Genomic DNA, 15,380 nt, shown 5'->3' on the forward strand with positions numbered 1-15,380 from the left:
GCCCGCAGGAACAGCGCCACGGAAAGTGCCGCGCAAGCACGGCCCCGCACACCCCGCGCAAGCATCGTCTGCCGCACAGCGCCCCGCACTTCGCACAGCGCACGTCCGTACCGCGTACCACCCGCTCTGCCCCGGTCCGCCCGACCCGTCGGCGCACCGCCCTGAAACAGGCCCGCACGCCCGCCGAGGGGAACCCACATGGCATCGGAACCACCCCTGCTCAGCATGACCGGCATCACCAAGGCGTTCCCCGGAGTCCGGGCGCTCGACGGCGTCGACCTCGACGTGCAGGAGGGCGAGGTCCACTGCCTGCTCGGCCAGAACGGCGCGGGCAAGTCCACGCTCATCAAGGTCCTGGCCGGAGCCCACCAGCCCGACACCGGCGTCATCCGCTGGCGCGGCGACCCCGTCGTCCTCCGCTCGCCGATGGCCGCCATGCGCCTCGGCATCGCCACCATCTACCAGGAACTCGACCTGGTGGAACACCTGTCGGTCGCCGAGAACGTCCACCTCGGCCACGAGCCCACCACCGCCGGATTCGTCGTACGGGGTCGCACCGCACGCGCGAACACAGCCGCTCTCCTGCGCCGCTTGGGGCACCCCGAGATCGAACCCGCGCGCCTGGTGGGGGAGTTGTCCGCCGCCCAGCAGCAGATCGTCTCCATGGCACGGGCGTTGTCCCACGACGTACGGCTCATCGTGATGGACGAACCGTCCGCCGCGCTCGACCCCGACGAGGTGGACAACCTCTTCCGCGTGGTCGCCGGACTCACCGCCGAGGGCGTCGCCGTCGTTTACATCTCGCACCGCCTGGACGAGATCCGCCGCATCGGCGACCGCGTGACCGTGCTGAAGGACGGCCGGGCCGTGGCCCGCGGGCTGCCCGCGAAGACGACCCCGACCCGCGAGGTCGTCACCCTCATGACGGGTCGGGACGTCGAGTACGTCTTCCCCGACCGGCCTGCCGAACCCCCTTCCGGAGAGCCGGTGTTGCAGGTCCGCGGGCTCGCCCGCAGCGGTGAGTTCGCCCCGTTCGACCTGGAGGTGCGGCCGGGCGAGATCGTCGGAATAGCCGGGCTCGTCGGTTCCGGCCGGTCCGAGATCCTGGAGACGGTCTACGGCGCCCGCAGGCCCGACACCGGCCAGGTCCTGGTCGGCGGCCGCCCGGTCCGCCCCGGCAGCGTGCGCGCGGCCGTGCGGGCGGGCATCGGCCTCGCCCCCGAGGAACGCAAGGCCCAGGCCCTGCTTATGCTGGAGTCCGTCACCCGCAACGTCTCGGTGTCCACCCTCTCCCGGTTCGCGCGCGGAGGCTGGATCGACCGGAACGCCGAGCGGAGTGCCGCGCGCGCCGCTACCCGCGAACTCTCCCTGCGCCCCGACAACCCCGCCGTCCCCGTGCGCACCCTCTCCGGCGGCAACCAGCAGAAGGCCGTCCTCGCCCGCTGGCTGCTGCGCGGCTGCCGCGTGCTGCTGCTCGACGAGCCCACCCGGGGCGTCGACGTCGGCGCCCGCGCCGAGCTGTACGCCGTGGTGTGCCGCCTCGCCGACGAGGGCCTCGCCGTCCTGCTGGTCTCCAGCGAGGTCCCCGAGGTGCTCGGCCTCGCCGACCGCGTCCTGGTGCTGCGCGAGGGCCGCGTCGTCCACACGGCGCCCGCCCGCGAACTCGACGAGCACCGTGTCCTCGACCTCGTCATGGAAGGAAGCCCGGCGTCATGACGCAGCCCGCCTCCCCGCCCCGGACCGGCACCGGCAAGGTGCCCGCGGCCGCCCCGCCCCCCGCCTGGCGCGCGCTCGCGGCCCGCGCCGACGTCCGCACCCTCTCCCTGCTCGGGGTCCTCGCCGTCCTGATCGTGATCGGCGGGGTCACCAAGCCGGACGAGTTCCTCGACACGCGCAACCTCCAACTCGTCCTCACCCAGGCATCGGTGATCGGTGTCGTCACCGTCGGCATGACCTTCGTCATCACCTCCGGCGGCATCGACCTGTCCGTCGGCGCGATCGTCGCCCTCGCCTCGGTGTGGGCGACGACGGTGGCGACCCAGGACTTCGGGTTCGCGGGTATCCTCTTCACGGCGGTGATCGTCGGCGTGGGCTGCGGCCTGGTCAACGGACTGCTCGTCGCCTACGGCGGCCTGGTCCCGTTCATCGCCACGCTCGCCATGCTGGCCTCGGCGCGCGGACTGGCCCTCCAGATCACCGACGGGCGCACGCAGATCGTCACCGTCGACCCGGTCCTGAGCCTCGGCGAGCGCGACGCCTACGTCCTCGGCATCCCTCCGCTGGTCCTGGTCTTCGCCGTCGTCACCGTCATCGGCTGGCTGGTGCTCAACCGCACCACCTTCGGCCGCCGCACCGTCGCCGTCGGCGGCAACGCCGAGGCCGCCCGGCTCGCCGGCATCGACGTACGCCGCCAGCGCCTCTACCTCTATCTGCTGTCCGGGCTGTGCTGCGGGATCGCCGCCTTCCTGCTGATCATCCTGTCCGGCTCCGGCCAGAACACCAACGGCAACCTCTACGAGCTGGACGCCATCGCCGCCGCGATCATCGGCGGCACGCTGCTCACCGGGGGACGCGGCACCATCACCGGCTCCGTGCTCGGCGTCCTGATCTTCACCACGATCACCGACATCTTCGCCCTGAACAACCTCCAGACCGACGTCCAGCAGATCGCCAAGGGCGCGATCATCGTCGCCGCCGTGCTGGTCCAGCGCCGGACCGCTACCTCGACCTGAGCACGTCCGCGGCCCGAGCACCCCCGAAGCCCGGCCCGAGCACATCCGAGCCCCGAGAAAGGTTCACCGCCATGTCGCACCTCCCCAGTCGCAGAGGACTGCTGTTCGGGAGCGCCGCCGTCTCCGCGGGCGTCGTGCTCGCCGGGTGTACGAGCAACGAGTCCAAGGACGAGAAGACCGGCGCGAACGACCAGCCGGTCGCCGACGACAAGCCCGGCAAGCGCGTCACCATCGGCTTCGCCGGTCCGCAGGCCGACCACGGCTGGCTCAACGCCATCAACGACAACGCCAAGAGCCGCGCCGGGAAGTACTCCGACGTCACGCTGGAGATCACCGAGGGCTCCAACGACACCGCCGCGCAGATCGGCCAGATCGAGACCCTCATCAACAAGAAGGTCGACGTGCTGGTGGTGCTGCCCGCCGACGGCAAGGCCCTTACCCAGGTCGGGCTGAAGGCGATGCGCGCGGGCATCCCGGTCGTCAACCTCGACCGGGTCTTCAACAGCCCCCAGGCGTACCGCTGCTGGATCGGCGGCGACAACTACGGCATGGGCCTCAACGCCGGTCACTACATCGGCGAGAAGCTCAAGGGGAAGACGAACGCCCGCGTGGTCGAGCTGGCCGGGCTCGACAACCTGGAGCTGACCCAGCAGCGGACCAAGGGCTTCGACGACGCGCTCAAGAACTACCCGAACATCAAGAAGGTCGCGCGCCAGGCAGCCGAGTTCACCGTCGAGTCCGGACAGGCCAAGATGGCCCAACTCCTCCAGGCGCAGCCCAAGTTCGACGCCCTCTGGAACCACGACGACGACCAGGGCGTGGGCGCGCTGCGCGCCATCGAGCAGGCCGGACGCGACGACTTCCTGATGGTCGGCGGCGCCGGTGCGCTCGCCGCGTTCCAGGCGATCAAGCGGGGCGACAGCGTGCTCAAGGCGACCGTCCTCTACCCGCCGACGATGGCCGCCTCCGCGATCGACCTCGCCCGCGCCCTCGGCCAGAACAAGGGCATCGGCGGCCTCGCCGAGTTCGAGATCCCCGCCTCCCTCACCCTCTACTCGGCCGTCGTCGACAAGGACAACGTCGACCAGTACATGCCCACCGGCTTCCGGTGACGGGGCCCTTGCCGCACCCGCACGGCACCACCCCGTACGAGGACGAGGAGAGGACCCACCGCATGGCACAGCCGCAGCAGTCAGCAGGGGCGCAGGCCACCGGCCCGGACCGGCCGGAGGGGGACGAGGGCCGCGCGGAGACGGACGAGGACCGTCCGTCCGGGGACGAGGGCCGCCCGGAGACGGACGAGGACCGCCCCGCCGCCGGCAAACCGCCGCTGCGCGTCGGCATGGTCGGCTACGCCTTCATGGGCGCCGCCCACTCCCAGGGCTGGCGCACCGCGGGCCGCGTCTTCGACCTGCCCCGCCGCCCGGTCCTGTCCGTGCTCTGCGGCCGCGACGGCGCGGCCGCCCGCGCCGCCGCCGACCGGCACGGCTGGGCGGCGACCGAGACCGACTGGCGCGCCCTGATCGCCCGCGACGACGTCGACCTCGTCGACATCTGCACCCCCGGCGACAGTCACGCCGAGATCGCGGTCGCCGCCCTCGCCGCGGGCAAGCACGTGCTGTGCGAGAAGCCCCTCGCCAACACGGTCGAGGAGGCGGAGGCGATGGCCCGTGCGGCCGAAGAGGCGTACGAACGCGGCCAGTTGGCGATGGTCGGCTTCAACTACCGCCGCGTTCCCGCCGTCGCCCTCGCCCGGCGGATGATCACCGAGGGACGGCTCGGCCCCCTGCGGCACGTCCGGGTGGCGTACCTCCAGGACTGGCTGGTGGACCCGGAGTTCCCGCTGACCTGGCGGCTGCGCAAGGAGGCGGCCGGATCGGGCGCGCTCGGCGATCTGGGCGCGCACATCGTCGACGTCGCCCAGTACCTCGCGGGTGAGACGCTCTCCGGGGTCTCGGCCCTCACCGAGACCTTCGTACGACAGCGGCCGTTGCCGAGCGCGCCCACCAGCGGCCTGGCCGCCGTCAACGCAGCCGGGACCGGTCAGGTCACCGTGGACGACGCCGCCGTGTTCACCGCCCGCTTCCCCTCCGGCGCCCTCGCCTCCTTCGAGGCCACCCGCTACGCCACCGGCCGCAAAAACGCCCTGCGCCTCGAACTCAACGGCGAGCGCGGCTCGTTGGCCTTCGACCTGGAACGGCTCAACGAGCTGCAGTACCACGACGCGACCGAGGGCGGCACGCACGCGGGCTTCCGCCGCATCCTCGTCACCGAGCCCGACCACCCCTACCTGGACGCCTGGTGGCCGCCGGGGCACGGACTCGGCTACGAGCACACCTTCGTCCACCAGGTCCGCGACCTCGTGCACGCCATCGCCGAGGGCCGCAGGCCCGAGCCGTCCTTCGCCGAAGGACTCCAGGTGCAGCGCGTGCTCGCCGCCGTCGAGGAGAGCGCGGCGAAGAACTCCGTCTACACCCCGATCGCGGTCTGAGGAGGGCCCCGCCATGCCCCGCACCTTCACCCTGTTCACCGGCCAGTGGGCCGACCTCCCGCTGGAGGAGGTCTGCCGACTCGCCCGCGACTTCGGCTACGACGGCCTCGAACTCGCCTGCTGGGGGGACCACTTCGAGGTCGACAAGGCGCTCGCCGACCCGTCGTACGTGGAGTCGCGCCATCAACTCCTCGACAAGTACGGCCTGAAGTGCTGGGCGATCTCCAACCACCTTGTCGGACAGGCCGTCTGCGACGCCATCATCGACGAACGCCACCAGGCCATCCTGCCCGCCCGGATCTGGGGCGACGGCGACGCCGAGGGCGTACGGAGGCGGGCCGCCGCCGAGATCGCGGACACCGCCCGCGCCGCCGCGGCCTTCGGCGTCGACACCGTGATCGGCTTCACCGGCTCGGCCATCTGGCACCTCGTCGCCATGTTCCCGCCCGCGTCCGAGGCGATGATCGAGCGCGGCTACGACGACTTCGCCGAGCGCTGGAACCCGATCCTCGACGTGTTCGACACGGAGGGCGTGCGCTTCGCCCACGAGGTCCACCCCAGCGAGATCGCCTACGACTACTGGACAACGCAGCGCGCACTGGCCGCAGTCGACCACCGTGCCGCCTTCGGCCTCAACTTCGACCCCTCCCACTTCGTGTGGCAGGACCTCGACCCGGTCGGCTTCCTCTGGGACTTCCGCGACCGGATCTACCACGTCGACTGCAAGGAGGCCCGCAAGCGCCTCGACGGCCGCAACGGGCGCCTCGGCTCCCATCTGCCCTGGGGCGACCCGCGCCGAGGCTGGGACTTCGTCTCCGCCGGACACGGCGACGTGCCCTGGGAGGACGTCTTCCGGATGCTGCGGTCCATCGACTACCGGGGTCCGATCTCCGTGGAGTGGGAGGACGCCGGCATGGACCGGCTCCAGGGCGCCCCCGAGGCCCTGACCCGCCTCAAGGCGTACGACTTCGACCCGCCGTCGGCCTCCTTCGACGCGGCCTTCGGCAACTGACCCCCACGGGCTCCCCGCCCCAGCAACTCCCCGTTCCGACCGGGATGACGGCGCATCCCGGCGCACCCGCACCCGCCCGTACGACCCGCCCCATCTGGAGGCACACGTGCACGGGAACGACCGCCCCACAGGTACCCCCACCCGGCCGCCACGGCTGCGTACCGCCCTGGCCCTGTCCGTCGCGGCGCTGCTCATCGGCGCCGCCCCCGCCCTCACCGCACCCGGCGCCGCCGTCGCCGCCCCCGCCGACCGGGGTGGCACGGTGGCCGCCGAGGACTTCCAGCAGGTCGCGCTCGCCCAGGGCGCGGCGGAGGTCGGCGAGCCCATGAGCCTCGCCGTCCTGCCCGACCGCTCGGTCCTGCACACCTCCCGCGACGGCGAACTCCGCCTCACCGACGCCACCGGCACCACCCGGACCGCGGGCAGACTCGCCGTCTACTCCCACGACGAGGAAGGACTCCAGGGCGTCGGTGTGGACCCGCACTTCACCGACAACCGGTTCGTCTACCTCTACTACGCGCCCCCGCTGAACACCCCGCCCGGCGACGCCCCCGAGACCGGAACCGCCGCCGACTTCGCCCCCTTCGACGGCGTCAACCGCCTCTCCCGCTTCGTCCTGAAGACCGACGGCACCCTCGACACCGCCAGCGAGAAGAAGATCCTGGACGTGCCGACCTCGCGCGGCATCTGCTGCCACGTCGGCGGGGACATCGACTTCGACAAGGACGGCAACCTCTACCTGTCGACCGGCGACGACTCCAACCCCTTCCAGTCCGACGGCTTCACCCCCATCGACGAACGCGCCGACCGCAACCCCGCCTTCGACGCCCAGCGCACCTCCGGCAACACCAACGACCTGCGCGGCAAGATCCTGCGGATCAAGGTCAACGAGGACGGCTCCTACGCGATCCCGGACGGCAACCTCTTCGCCCCCGGCACCGCGAAGACACGCCCCGAGATCTACGCCATGGGCTTCCGCAACCCGTTCCGCTTCAGCGTCGACAAGCCGACCGGCATCCTCTACGTCGGTGACTACGGCCCCGACGCCGGTGCCGCCGACCCCGCCCGAGGCCCCGGCGGCCAGGTCGAGTTCGCCCGCGTGACCGGCCCCGGCAACTTCGGCTGGCCGTACTGCACCGGCAAGAACGACGCCTACGTGGACTACGACTTCGGCACGAAGACCTCCGGCGCGGCCTTCGACTGCGCCGCCCCGAAGAACACCTCCCCCCACAACACGGGCCTGACCGACCTGCCTCCGGCACAGCCCGCCTGGATTCCCTACGACGGCGCGTCCGTACCGGAGTTCGGCGACGGCTCCGAGTCCCCGATGGGCGGCCCCGTCTACCACTACGACCCCGCGCTCGACTCCCCGGTGAAGTTCCCCGAGGCGTACGACGGGAACTTCTTCGCCGGTGAGTTCGGCCGCCGCTGGATCAAGCGCATCGACACCGGCGCCGACGGAACCGTGCGGTCGATCAACGCCTTCCCCTGGACCGGCACCCAGGTGATGGACATGGCCTTCGGCCCCGACGGCGCCCTGTACGTCCTGGACTACGGCACCGCCTGGTTCGGCGGCGACGAGAACTCGGCCCTGTACCGCATCGAGAACGCCACCGACGGCCACTCTCCCGTCGCCAAGGCCGCCGCCGACAGGACCTCCGGACAGGCCGCGCTGAAGGTCCGCTTCTCCTCGGCCGGCACCACCGACCAGGACGGCGACACCCTCACCCACCACTGGGACTTCGGCGACGGCAGCAGTTCCAGCGCCGCGAACCCCACGCACACGTACCGCAAGAACGGCACCTACACCGCGACCCTGACCGCCGAGGACTCCTCCGGCCGCACCGGCAGCGCCGCCGTACGCATCGTCGTCGGCAACACCGCGCCCACCGTGACGCTGCAACTCCCGCAGGACGGACAGCTGTTCAGCTTCGGTGACGCCGTGCCGTTCACCGTGAGGGTCACCGACCCCGAGGACGGCAGGAACATCGACTGCGCCAAGGTCACCGTCCACTTCGTCCTCGGCCACGACACCCACGGCCACCCGCTGACCTCCGCCCAGGGCTGCTCGGGCACCATCCAGACCAGCGCGGACGGCGGCCACGACGAGGACGAGAACATCTTCGGCGTGTTCGACGCGGAGTACACCGACAACGGAGGCGGCGGCCAGGCCCCGCTCACCACCCACGACCAGAACGTCGCCCAGCCCCGCCACCGCCAGGCCGAGCACTTCACCGACTCCTCGGGCATCACCCTCCAGTCCAAGGACACCGCGCACGGTGGCAAGACGGTCGGCGACATCCACAACGGCGACTGGATCTCCTTCACGCCCTACGCGCTGGGCAACGCCAAGAAGATCACCGCACGGATCTCCTCCGGCGGTACGGGCGGCACGCTCGAGGTCCGCGCCGGATCGGCCACGGGCACCCTGCTCGGCAAGGCCACCGTGCCGGTGACGGGCAGCTGGGAGACCTTCCAGGACGTGAGCGCCGACCTGTCCCGCGCGCCGAGGAGCACGACCACGCTCTACCTGGTCTTCAAGGGCGGCACCGGCGCCCTCTTCGACGTGGACGACTTCACCTTCACCACCGGCTGAGCGGAGGTCACCCCCATGCGCACCACACGTACGCGCACCACACGTCTGCTCACCACACGTCTGCTCACCACGGCGGCCGTGGGAGCCGCGCTGCTGCTCGGCAGCGTCACCGGCCCGGCCACCGCGCGCCCCACGGACAGCGGACGGGTCCTGGTCTTCTCCAAGACCGCCGGATTCCGCCACGACTCCATCCCCGACGGCATCGAGGCCGTGCGGCAGCTCGGCGCGACGGACGGCCTCACGGTCGACGCCACCGAGGACGCGGGCGCCTTCACCGCCCGCAACCTGCGCCGCTACGACGCCGTCGTGTTCCTCTCCACCACCGGCGACGTCCTGAACCCCGCCCAGCAGCGGGCCTTCGAGGGCTACATCCGCCAGGGCGGCGGCTACCTGGGCGTCCACGCGGCCGCCGACACCGAGTACGACTGGCCGTTCTACGGCGGTCTCGCCGGGGCGTACTTCCAGTCGCACCCGGCGATCCAGCCCGCCACGGTCGTGGTCGAGGACCACGCCCACCCCTCGACCGCCCACCTGCCCGCCCGGTGGGAGCGCACCGACGAGTGGTACAACTACCGCTCCGACCCGCGCGACCGGGCCCATGTCCTGGCCTCGCTGGACGAGTCCACGTACTCCGGCGGCACCATGAACGGCGACCACCCCATCGCCTGGTGCCAGGAGTACCAGGGCGGCCGCGCCTTCTACACCGGCGGCGGCCACACCAAGGAGTCCTACGCCGACCCCGCCTTCCGCGCCCACCTGCTGGGCGGCCTGCGCTGGGCGACCGGCGCCGCACAGGCCGACTGCCGCCCGGAGAACGGCTACCGCCCCCTCTTCGACGGCACTGCGGCCTCCTTGGAGAACTGGCAGCAGGCCGGGCCCGGCTCCTTCACCCTGGCCGACGACGGCACGCTGACCTCGACCGGCGGCATGGGCCTGCTCTGGTACGCCGCCTCGGGCCTCTCGTCGTACTCCCTGAAACTCGACTGGAAGGTCACCGGTGACGGCAACTCCGGCGTGTTCGTGGGCTTCCCGCCCTCGGACGACCCCTGGTCCGCCGTCGACAACGGCTACGAGGTCCAGATCGACGCCACCGACGTCCCGGAGAAGACCACCGGGGCCGTGTACGGCTTCCAGTCCGCCGACCTGGCGGCACGGGACCGCGCGCTGAACCCGCCGGGGGAGTGGAACACGTACGAGATCCGGGTGGAGGGCGAACGCCTCCGCGTCTGGCTCAACGGCGTGCGGATCAACGACTTCACCAACACCGACCCGGCCCGCAGCCTGCGGGACGGACACATCGGCCTCCAGAACCACGGGGCCGGTGACCAGGTGTCGTTCCGTGACGTCCGGATCAAGGAACTGCCCGCTCAGGGCCGCTGACCGGCGGCGGGCGGGAGGCGCCGTACTCCCGCCCGCCGTCCCCCCCACCTCATCGCTGCCCGAGCGCGTCCGCGCCCGACAAGGAGGCCGACCATGTCCGCGTCCCGTTCCCGAGGCCCCGCCGGAGTGTGGTTCATCGGCGCCCGAGGCTCCGTCGCGACCACCGTCGTCGCGGGCTGCGCCGCGATCACCGCAGGGCTGCACCCGCCCACCGGCATGGTCACCGAGACCGCCCTGTTCACCGGCTGCGACCTGCCCGAACTGCCCTCCCTCGTTTTCGGCGGCCACGACACCCTCAATTGCCCGCTGCCCAAACGGGCCGAGGAACTCGCGGCCGGCGGCGTGCTGCCACCCGGCCTCCCCGCGGCCGTCGCCGCCGAACTCGCCGCCGCCGACCGCGAGATCGTCCCGGGCGGCCCGCTCCCGGACGACGACCGCGACGAGCAGCGGCTGATCGACGCCTTCGCCGCCGACATCCGCGACTTCACCGCCCGCCGCGCGCCCGCCGGGACCGTCGTCGTCAACGTGGCCTCCACCGAGCCCGCCGCCGACGGCGACACCCTCCCGCCGAGCTCGCTCTACGCGGCCGCCGCCCTGCGCGCGGGCTGCCCCTACGTCAACTTCACCCCCTCCACCGGCCTCCACCACCCGGCACTGGCGTCGGTTGCGGCGGAGAGCGGCCTGCCGTACGCGGGCCGGGACGGCAAGACCGGCCAGACCCTCCTGCGCTCAGTACTCGGGCCGATGTTCGCGCAGCGCGCCCTCGCGGTACGGGCCTGGTCCGGCACCAACCTGCTCGGCGGCGGCGACGGCGCCGCCCTGGCCGACCCCGCCGCTGCTGCCGCCAAGAACGCGGGCAAGGAACGCGTCCTCACCGACACCCTCGGCACACCGGTGCAGGGCCAGGTGCACATCGACGACGTGCCCGCCCTCGGCGACTGGAAGACCGCCTGGGACCACATCGCCTTCGACGGCTTCCTCGGCACCCGCATGGTCCTCCAGACCATCTGGCAGGGCTGCGACTCGGCGCTGGCCGCTCCGCTGGTGCTCGACCTGGCCCGGCTGGCGCTGCGGGCCCGGGAGGCGGGGCTGTCGGGCCCGCTCGGGGAACTGGGCTTCTATTTCAAGGACCCGGTGGGGGAAGGGCCTTCGGCTCTGGGCGAGCAGTACGCGGCGCTCGCACGCTTCGCCGACCGGCTGCGCGCCGACGCCGGGCACGCGGGGGAGGGGCGGTGATCGGCGACGGGGGTGTGGGCGGACCGGTGAGGCCCGGGTCGCCTGCGCGGCTTGCGGGCGGATCGGGGGCGCTTGGCGGAGCTGCGGCGGGCGGAGGCGGCGGGAGTACGTCCGGGAAGGCTGAGGTAGAAGGGGCGCACGGGGGGCTCGTGGGGACGAGGGCCGGAATCGGGGGCGGCGCGGGAATGCCCGAGGGAGTCCCGGCGTCCGGGCCCGAGGCTCTGCGCGGGACGGGATTGCCCGGCGCCGCCCCTGCCGATGAGGACCGTCCTGTCGTTCCGGAGTCCCCACATCCCCGCCAGGGCACGGGGAGCCGCTTCGCCGTCTGGGCCGAACTCCTCCGTCTGCCCGCCCTGTTCACCGTCCCCGGCGACCTCCTGGCCGGAAGCGCCACCGCCCCCGGCCGCCCCGGCCCCCGCGTCCTGTGGGCCATCGGTTCCTCCCTTTGCCTGTACGAGGCGGGCATGGCCCTCAACGACTGGGCCGACCGCGCCGAGGACGCCGTCGAACGCCCGCACCGCCCCCTGCCCTCGGGCCGCATCCGCCCCGCTGCCGCCCTCACCGCGGCCTGCGCCCTGACCGCCACGGGCCTCGCCCTCGCCGCACGGTCCGGCCGCCCCGCGCTCGCCGTCGCCGCGCCCCTGGCGGCGACCGTCTGGGCATACGACCTCGGCCTCAAGCGCACCCCAGCGGGCCCCGCCGCGATGGCGACGGCCCGCGCCCTCGACCTCCTGCTCGGCGCCGCCGCCACCTCGGGCCGCGTCCGGTCCGCACTTCCCTCCGCCGCCCTCCTCGGCACGCACACGCTCGCGCTCACCGCGGTCTCCCGCCACGAGACGGAGGGCGGAGCCCCACTGGCGCCCTTGACCGCACTCGCCACCACCGGCGTCCTGACGCGTCTGCTGAGCCGAAAGTCCACATGGGATCAACAGCCTTTGAATGTAGGCAAGTTGCACTCATTCCGGTCATCTGCCCCCGCTACCCTGCCCGCCGCCTGCGCCCTCGCCTACGCCGCCACCGCCGCCCGCCCCTACCTCCACGCCACCCTCAACCCCTCACCTCCGCTCACCCAACGCGCCGTCGGCGGAGGCATCCGCGCCACCATCCCCCTCCAAGCCGCACTCTGCGCCCGCTCCTCCGCGCCGTTCAGCGCAGTGATCACTGCGGCCCTGGCCCCCCTTGCCGCACGGTTCGCGAAGAAGGTGAGCGTGACATGAGGCCCGTGATCCGGCCGCGCACCGGGGGCGAGCGGGTCGCCACTCCCGCCGACCGTGCCGTCCTCTGCCTTCTCCGCGGCAGCAGCGGCTTTGCCGATCTCGTTCCGGTCACCGTATCGCCGTCCCCGCCCACCGTCCGCATCGCGAAGAAGGTGAGCACCGCATGACCTCCGCGACCCGGCCCCGTACCGGCGACCAGCGGCCCACTGCCCCCGCCGCCCCCGCCGCCCTCCGCTTCGGCTACGGCACCAACGGCCTGGCCGACCTCCGCCTCGACGATGCCCTCGCCCTCCTCGCCGACCTCGGCTACGACGGCGTCGGCCTGACTCTCGACCACATGCATCTGGACCCGCTCGCCCCGGACCTGGCCGCCCGCACCCGGCGGCTCGCCCACCGCCTGGCCGCGCTCGACCTGGAGGTCACCGTGGAGACCGGGGCCCGCTATGTCCTCGACCCGCGCCGCAAACACGGCCCCTCCCTCCTCGCCCCCGACCCCGCCGACCGGGCACGCCGTGCCGACCTGCTGATCCGCGCCGTTCAGGTGGCCGCCGACCTCGGCGCCCACGCCGTGCACTGCTTCAGCGGCACGCTCCCGCCCGGTACGGACGAGGACACGGCCTGGGACCGGCTGGCCGGGGCGCTGACCCCGGTCCTGGAAGCCGCCACCGCCGCCGACGTTCCCCTCGCCGTCGAACCCGAGCCCGGCCACCTGCTCGCCACCCTTGCCGACTTCCACCACCTCCGCGACCTCCTCGGCGACCCCGCTCACCTCGGCCTCACGCTCGACATCGGCCACTGCCAGTGCCTCGAACCCCTCTCTCCCGCCGACTGCGTTCGCGCCGCCGCTCCCTGGCTACGCCACGTCCAGATCGAGGACATGCGGCGCGGCCGACACGAACACCTGCCTTTCGGGGATGGTGAGATCGACTTCCCCGCCGTCCTCGCGGCCCTCGCCGCCACCTCCTACCGGGGCCTCACCGTGGTCGAACTGCCCCGCCACTCCCACGCCGGCCCCCACTTCGCCGAGATCTCCCTGCCCTTCCTCCAGGCGGCCGCACCCGCCGGCGAAGGGAGCAACGCATGACCACCTCCTCCCACACCACCCCGACGCCCGACAGCGCGCCCGTCGAGGCAAGCCCGCCGTCTCCGTTCCAAGACCTACGGACCCACCTCGCACCTCCCGCCCGTGACTGGCTGGACCGCGCCCTGGAGGAAGCCGCCGATCCCGCCGCGCCCCAAGCCTCCCTGTCCGCCTGGGAGTTGCGCCTCGCCGAGGCCGGTCGGCGATGTGGTCCCGCGTACGCCGACACCGCCCGGACACTCCTCCTGCACGTGGCCCGTCCCGCCCCGGCCGACCTTGCCCGCCTCTACCACCGGGGCACCGCCGACGAACGCCGTGCCGTCCTGCTCGCGCTGGCCGACCTCGTACCGGGCCCCGACGCCCTTCCGCTCGTCGAGGACGCGCTGCGCACCAACGACACCCGGCTCCTGGCCGCCGCCGTCGGTCCCTACGCCGCCCGCCATCTGGAGCCGCACCTGTGGCGGCACGCCGTCCTGAAGTGTCTGTTCACCGGCGTACCCGTCGCCCGCGTCGCCCAGCTCGCCGCGCGTGCCCGAGGTGACGGTGAACTCGCCCGTATGCTCGCCGACTTCGCCGCCGAGCGCACCGCAGCGGGCCGCCCCGTCCCCGAGGACCTGCACCACGTCCTGGCCCTGACCGAGCCCGGCCCGCCGCCGCACTCCACGGACGACCGCGACCCCCACCGCAAGGAGTCCTGATGCGCCTCTTCGACCCCCACATCCACATGACCTCCCGCACCACCGACGACTACGAGGCCATGCACGCCGCAGGCGTCCGCGCCGTGGTCGAGCCCTCCTTCTGGCTCGGCCAGCCCCGCACCTCGGCCGCCTCCTTCCTCGACTACTTCGACTCCCTCCTGGGCTGGGAGCCCTTCCGCGCCGCCCAGTACGGCATCGCCCACCACTGCACCCTCGCTCTCAACCCCAAGGAGGCCAACGACCCCCGCTGCACCCCCGTCCTCGACGAACTGCCCCGCTATCTCGTCAAGGACCGGGTCGTCGCCGTCGGCGAGATCGGCTACGACTCGATGACCTCCGCCGAGGACACCGCGCTCGCCACCCAGCTCCAGCTCGCCGCCGAGCACGGCCTGCCCGCCCTCGTCCACACCCCCCACCGGGACAAGCTCACCGGCCTGCGCCGCACCCTCGACGCCGTCCGGGAGTCCGCGCTCGACCCCGAACGCGTCCTGGTCGACCACCTCAACGAGACCACCGTCAAGGAGGCCAAGGACAGCGGCTGCTGGCTCGGCTTCTCCGTCTATCCCGACACGAAGATGGACGAGGAACGGATGGTCGCGATCCTCCGCACCTACGGCCCCGAACAGGTCCTGGTCAACTCCGCCGCCGACTGGGGCAGAAGCGACCCCCTGAAGACCCGCAGGGTGGCCGACCTGATGCTGAAGGAGGGCTTCACCGAGGACGACGTCGACCTCGTCCTGTGGCGCAACCCCGTCGCCTTCTACGGCCTCAGCGGGCGGTTGGACCTGGACGTCACCGCGACCGGGCCCACCCACGAGGGCAACTCCATCCTGCGCGGCGTCCCCCGGGACACGACGCCCCACGCCGCCGACGCTGCCCACGCCGCCCCCACCATCGACGCCGCCCCCACCGTCGTACCCGCCGGGGAGGAGTGACC

13 protein-coding genes are annotated in these 15,380 nt (G+C 72.7%); all 13 read left to right on the top strand.

What is annotated here, in order from left to right:
- The first annotated feature begins 198 nt into the window (after positions 1–198).
- The 13 genes from AB0E91_RS28125 to AB0E91_RS28185 all read left to right on the top strand — a co-directional run bounded on the left by AB0E91_RS28125 (position 199) and on the right by AB0E91_RS28185 (position 15,378).
- The gene (locus tag AB0E91_RS28125; RefSeq protein ID WP_361787595.1) at positions 199–1,716 is read left to right on the top strand and encodes a sugar ABC transporter ATP-binding protein; all 1,518 of its coding nucleotides are present in this window, start codon (positions 199–201) and stop codon (positions 1,714–1,716) included.
- The gene (locus AB0E91_RS28130; RefSeq protein WP_361787597.1) at positions 1,713–2,732 is read left to right on the top strand and encodes an ABC transporter permease; all 1,020 of its coding nucleotides are present in this window, start codon (positions 1,713–1,715) and stop codon (positions 2,730–2,732) included. Before AB0E91_RS28125 ends, AB0E91_RS28130 begins: the two co-directional genes overlap by 4 nt.
- Before the next feature lie 71 nt (positions 2,733–2,803).
- The gene (locus AB0E91_RS28135; RefSeq protein WP_361787599.1) at positions 2,804–3,844 is read left to right on the top strand and encodes a substrate-binding domain-containing protein; all 1,041 of its coding nucleotides are present in this window, start codon (positions 2,804–2,806) and stop codon (positions 3,842–3,844) included.
- Positions 3,845–3,906: 62 nt separating this feature from the next.
- Positions 3,907–5,223 carry a Gfo/Idh/MocA family oxidoreductase gene (locus tag AB0E91_RS28140; protein ID WP_361787601.1) on the top strand — a complete coding sequence of 439 codons (1,317 nt, stop codon included), beginning with the start codon at positions 3,907–3,909 and terminating at the stop codon, positions 5,221–5,223.
- Positions 5,224–5,236: 13 nt separating this feature from the next.
- The gene (locus AB0E91_RS28145) at positions 5,237–6,235 is read left to right on the top strand and encodes a sugar phosphate isomerase/epimerase family protein (protein WP_361787603.1); all 999 of its coding nucleotides are present in this window, start codon (positions 5,237–5,239) and stop codon (positions 6,233–6,235) included.
- A 106-nt stretch (positions 6,236–6,341) separates the two neighbouring features.
- Complete coding sequence (locus AB0E91_RS28150; protein ID WP_361787605.1) at positions 6,342–8,831, top strand: PQQ-dependent sugar dehydrogenase; 2,490 nt, start codon at positions 6,342–6,344, stop codon at positions 8,829–8,831.
- 15 nt (positions 8,832–8,846) lie between these two features.
- Positions 8,847–10,211, top strand: a complete 1,365-nt coding sequence (locus AB0E91_RS28155) for a ThuA domain-containing protein (protein WP_361787607.1) — start codon at positions 8,847–8,849, stop codon at positions 10,209–10,211.
- A gap of 93 nt (positions 10,212–10,304) precedes the next feature.
- Positions 10,305–11,447: an inositol-3-phosphate synthase gene (locus tag AB0E91_RS28160; RefSeq protein WP_361787609.1), complete on the top strand. Its 1,143-nt coding sequence runs from the start codon at positions 10,305–10,307 to the stop codon at positions 11,445–11,447.
- A gap of 185 nt (positions 11,448–11,632) precedes the next feature.
- Positions 11,633–12,664: an SCO3242 family prenyltransferase gene (locus AB0E91_RS28165; protein ID WP_361787611.1), complete on the top strand. Its 1,032-nt coding sequence runs from the start codon at positions 11,633–11,635 to the stop codon at positions 12,662–12,664.
- The gene (locus AB0E91_RS28170; protein ID WP_361787613.1) at positions 12,661–12,831 is read left to right on the top strand and encodes a hypothetical protein; all 171 of its coding nucleotides are present in this window, start codon (positions 12,661–12,663) and stop codon (positions 12,829–12,831) included. Before AB0E91_RS28165 ends, AB0E91_RS28170 begins: the two co-directional genes overlap by 4 nt.
- A complete protein-coding gene (locus AB0E91_RS28175; RefSeq protein ID WP_361787615.1) occupies positions 12,828–13,748 on the top strand; it encodes a sugar phosphate isomerase/epimerase family protein in 921 nt (306 codons plus the stop codon). Before AB0E91_RS28170 ends, AB0E91_RS28175 begins: the two co-directional genes overlap by 4 nt.
- A complete protein-coding gene (locus tag AB0E91_RS28180; RefSeq protein ID WP_361787617.1) occupies positions 13,745–14,443 on the top strand; it encodes an EboA domain-containing protein in 699 nt (232 codons plus the stop codon). The genes AB0E91_RS28175 and AB0E91_RS28180 overlap by 4 nt, the downstream gene beginning before the upstream one ends.
- Positions 14,443–15,378: a TatD family hydrolase gene (locus AB0E91_RS28185; RefSeq protein WP_361787619.1), complete on the top strand. Its 936-nt coding sequence runs from the start codon at positions 14,443–14,445 to the stop codon at positions 15,376–15,378. The genes AB0E91_RS28180 and AB0E91_RS28185 overlap by 1 nt, the downstream gene beginning before the upstream one ends.
- Positions 15,379–15,380 lie beyond the last annotated feature (2 nt).

Source organism: Streptomyces sp. NPDC026659 (assembly GCF_040638245.1).
In the GTDB taxonomy this organism is placed as follows: Bacteria; Actinomycetota; Actinomycetes; order Streptomycetales; family Streptomycetaceae; genus Streptomyces.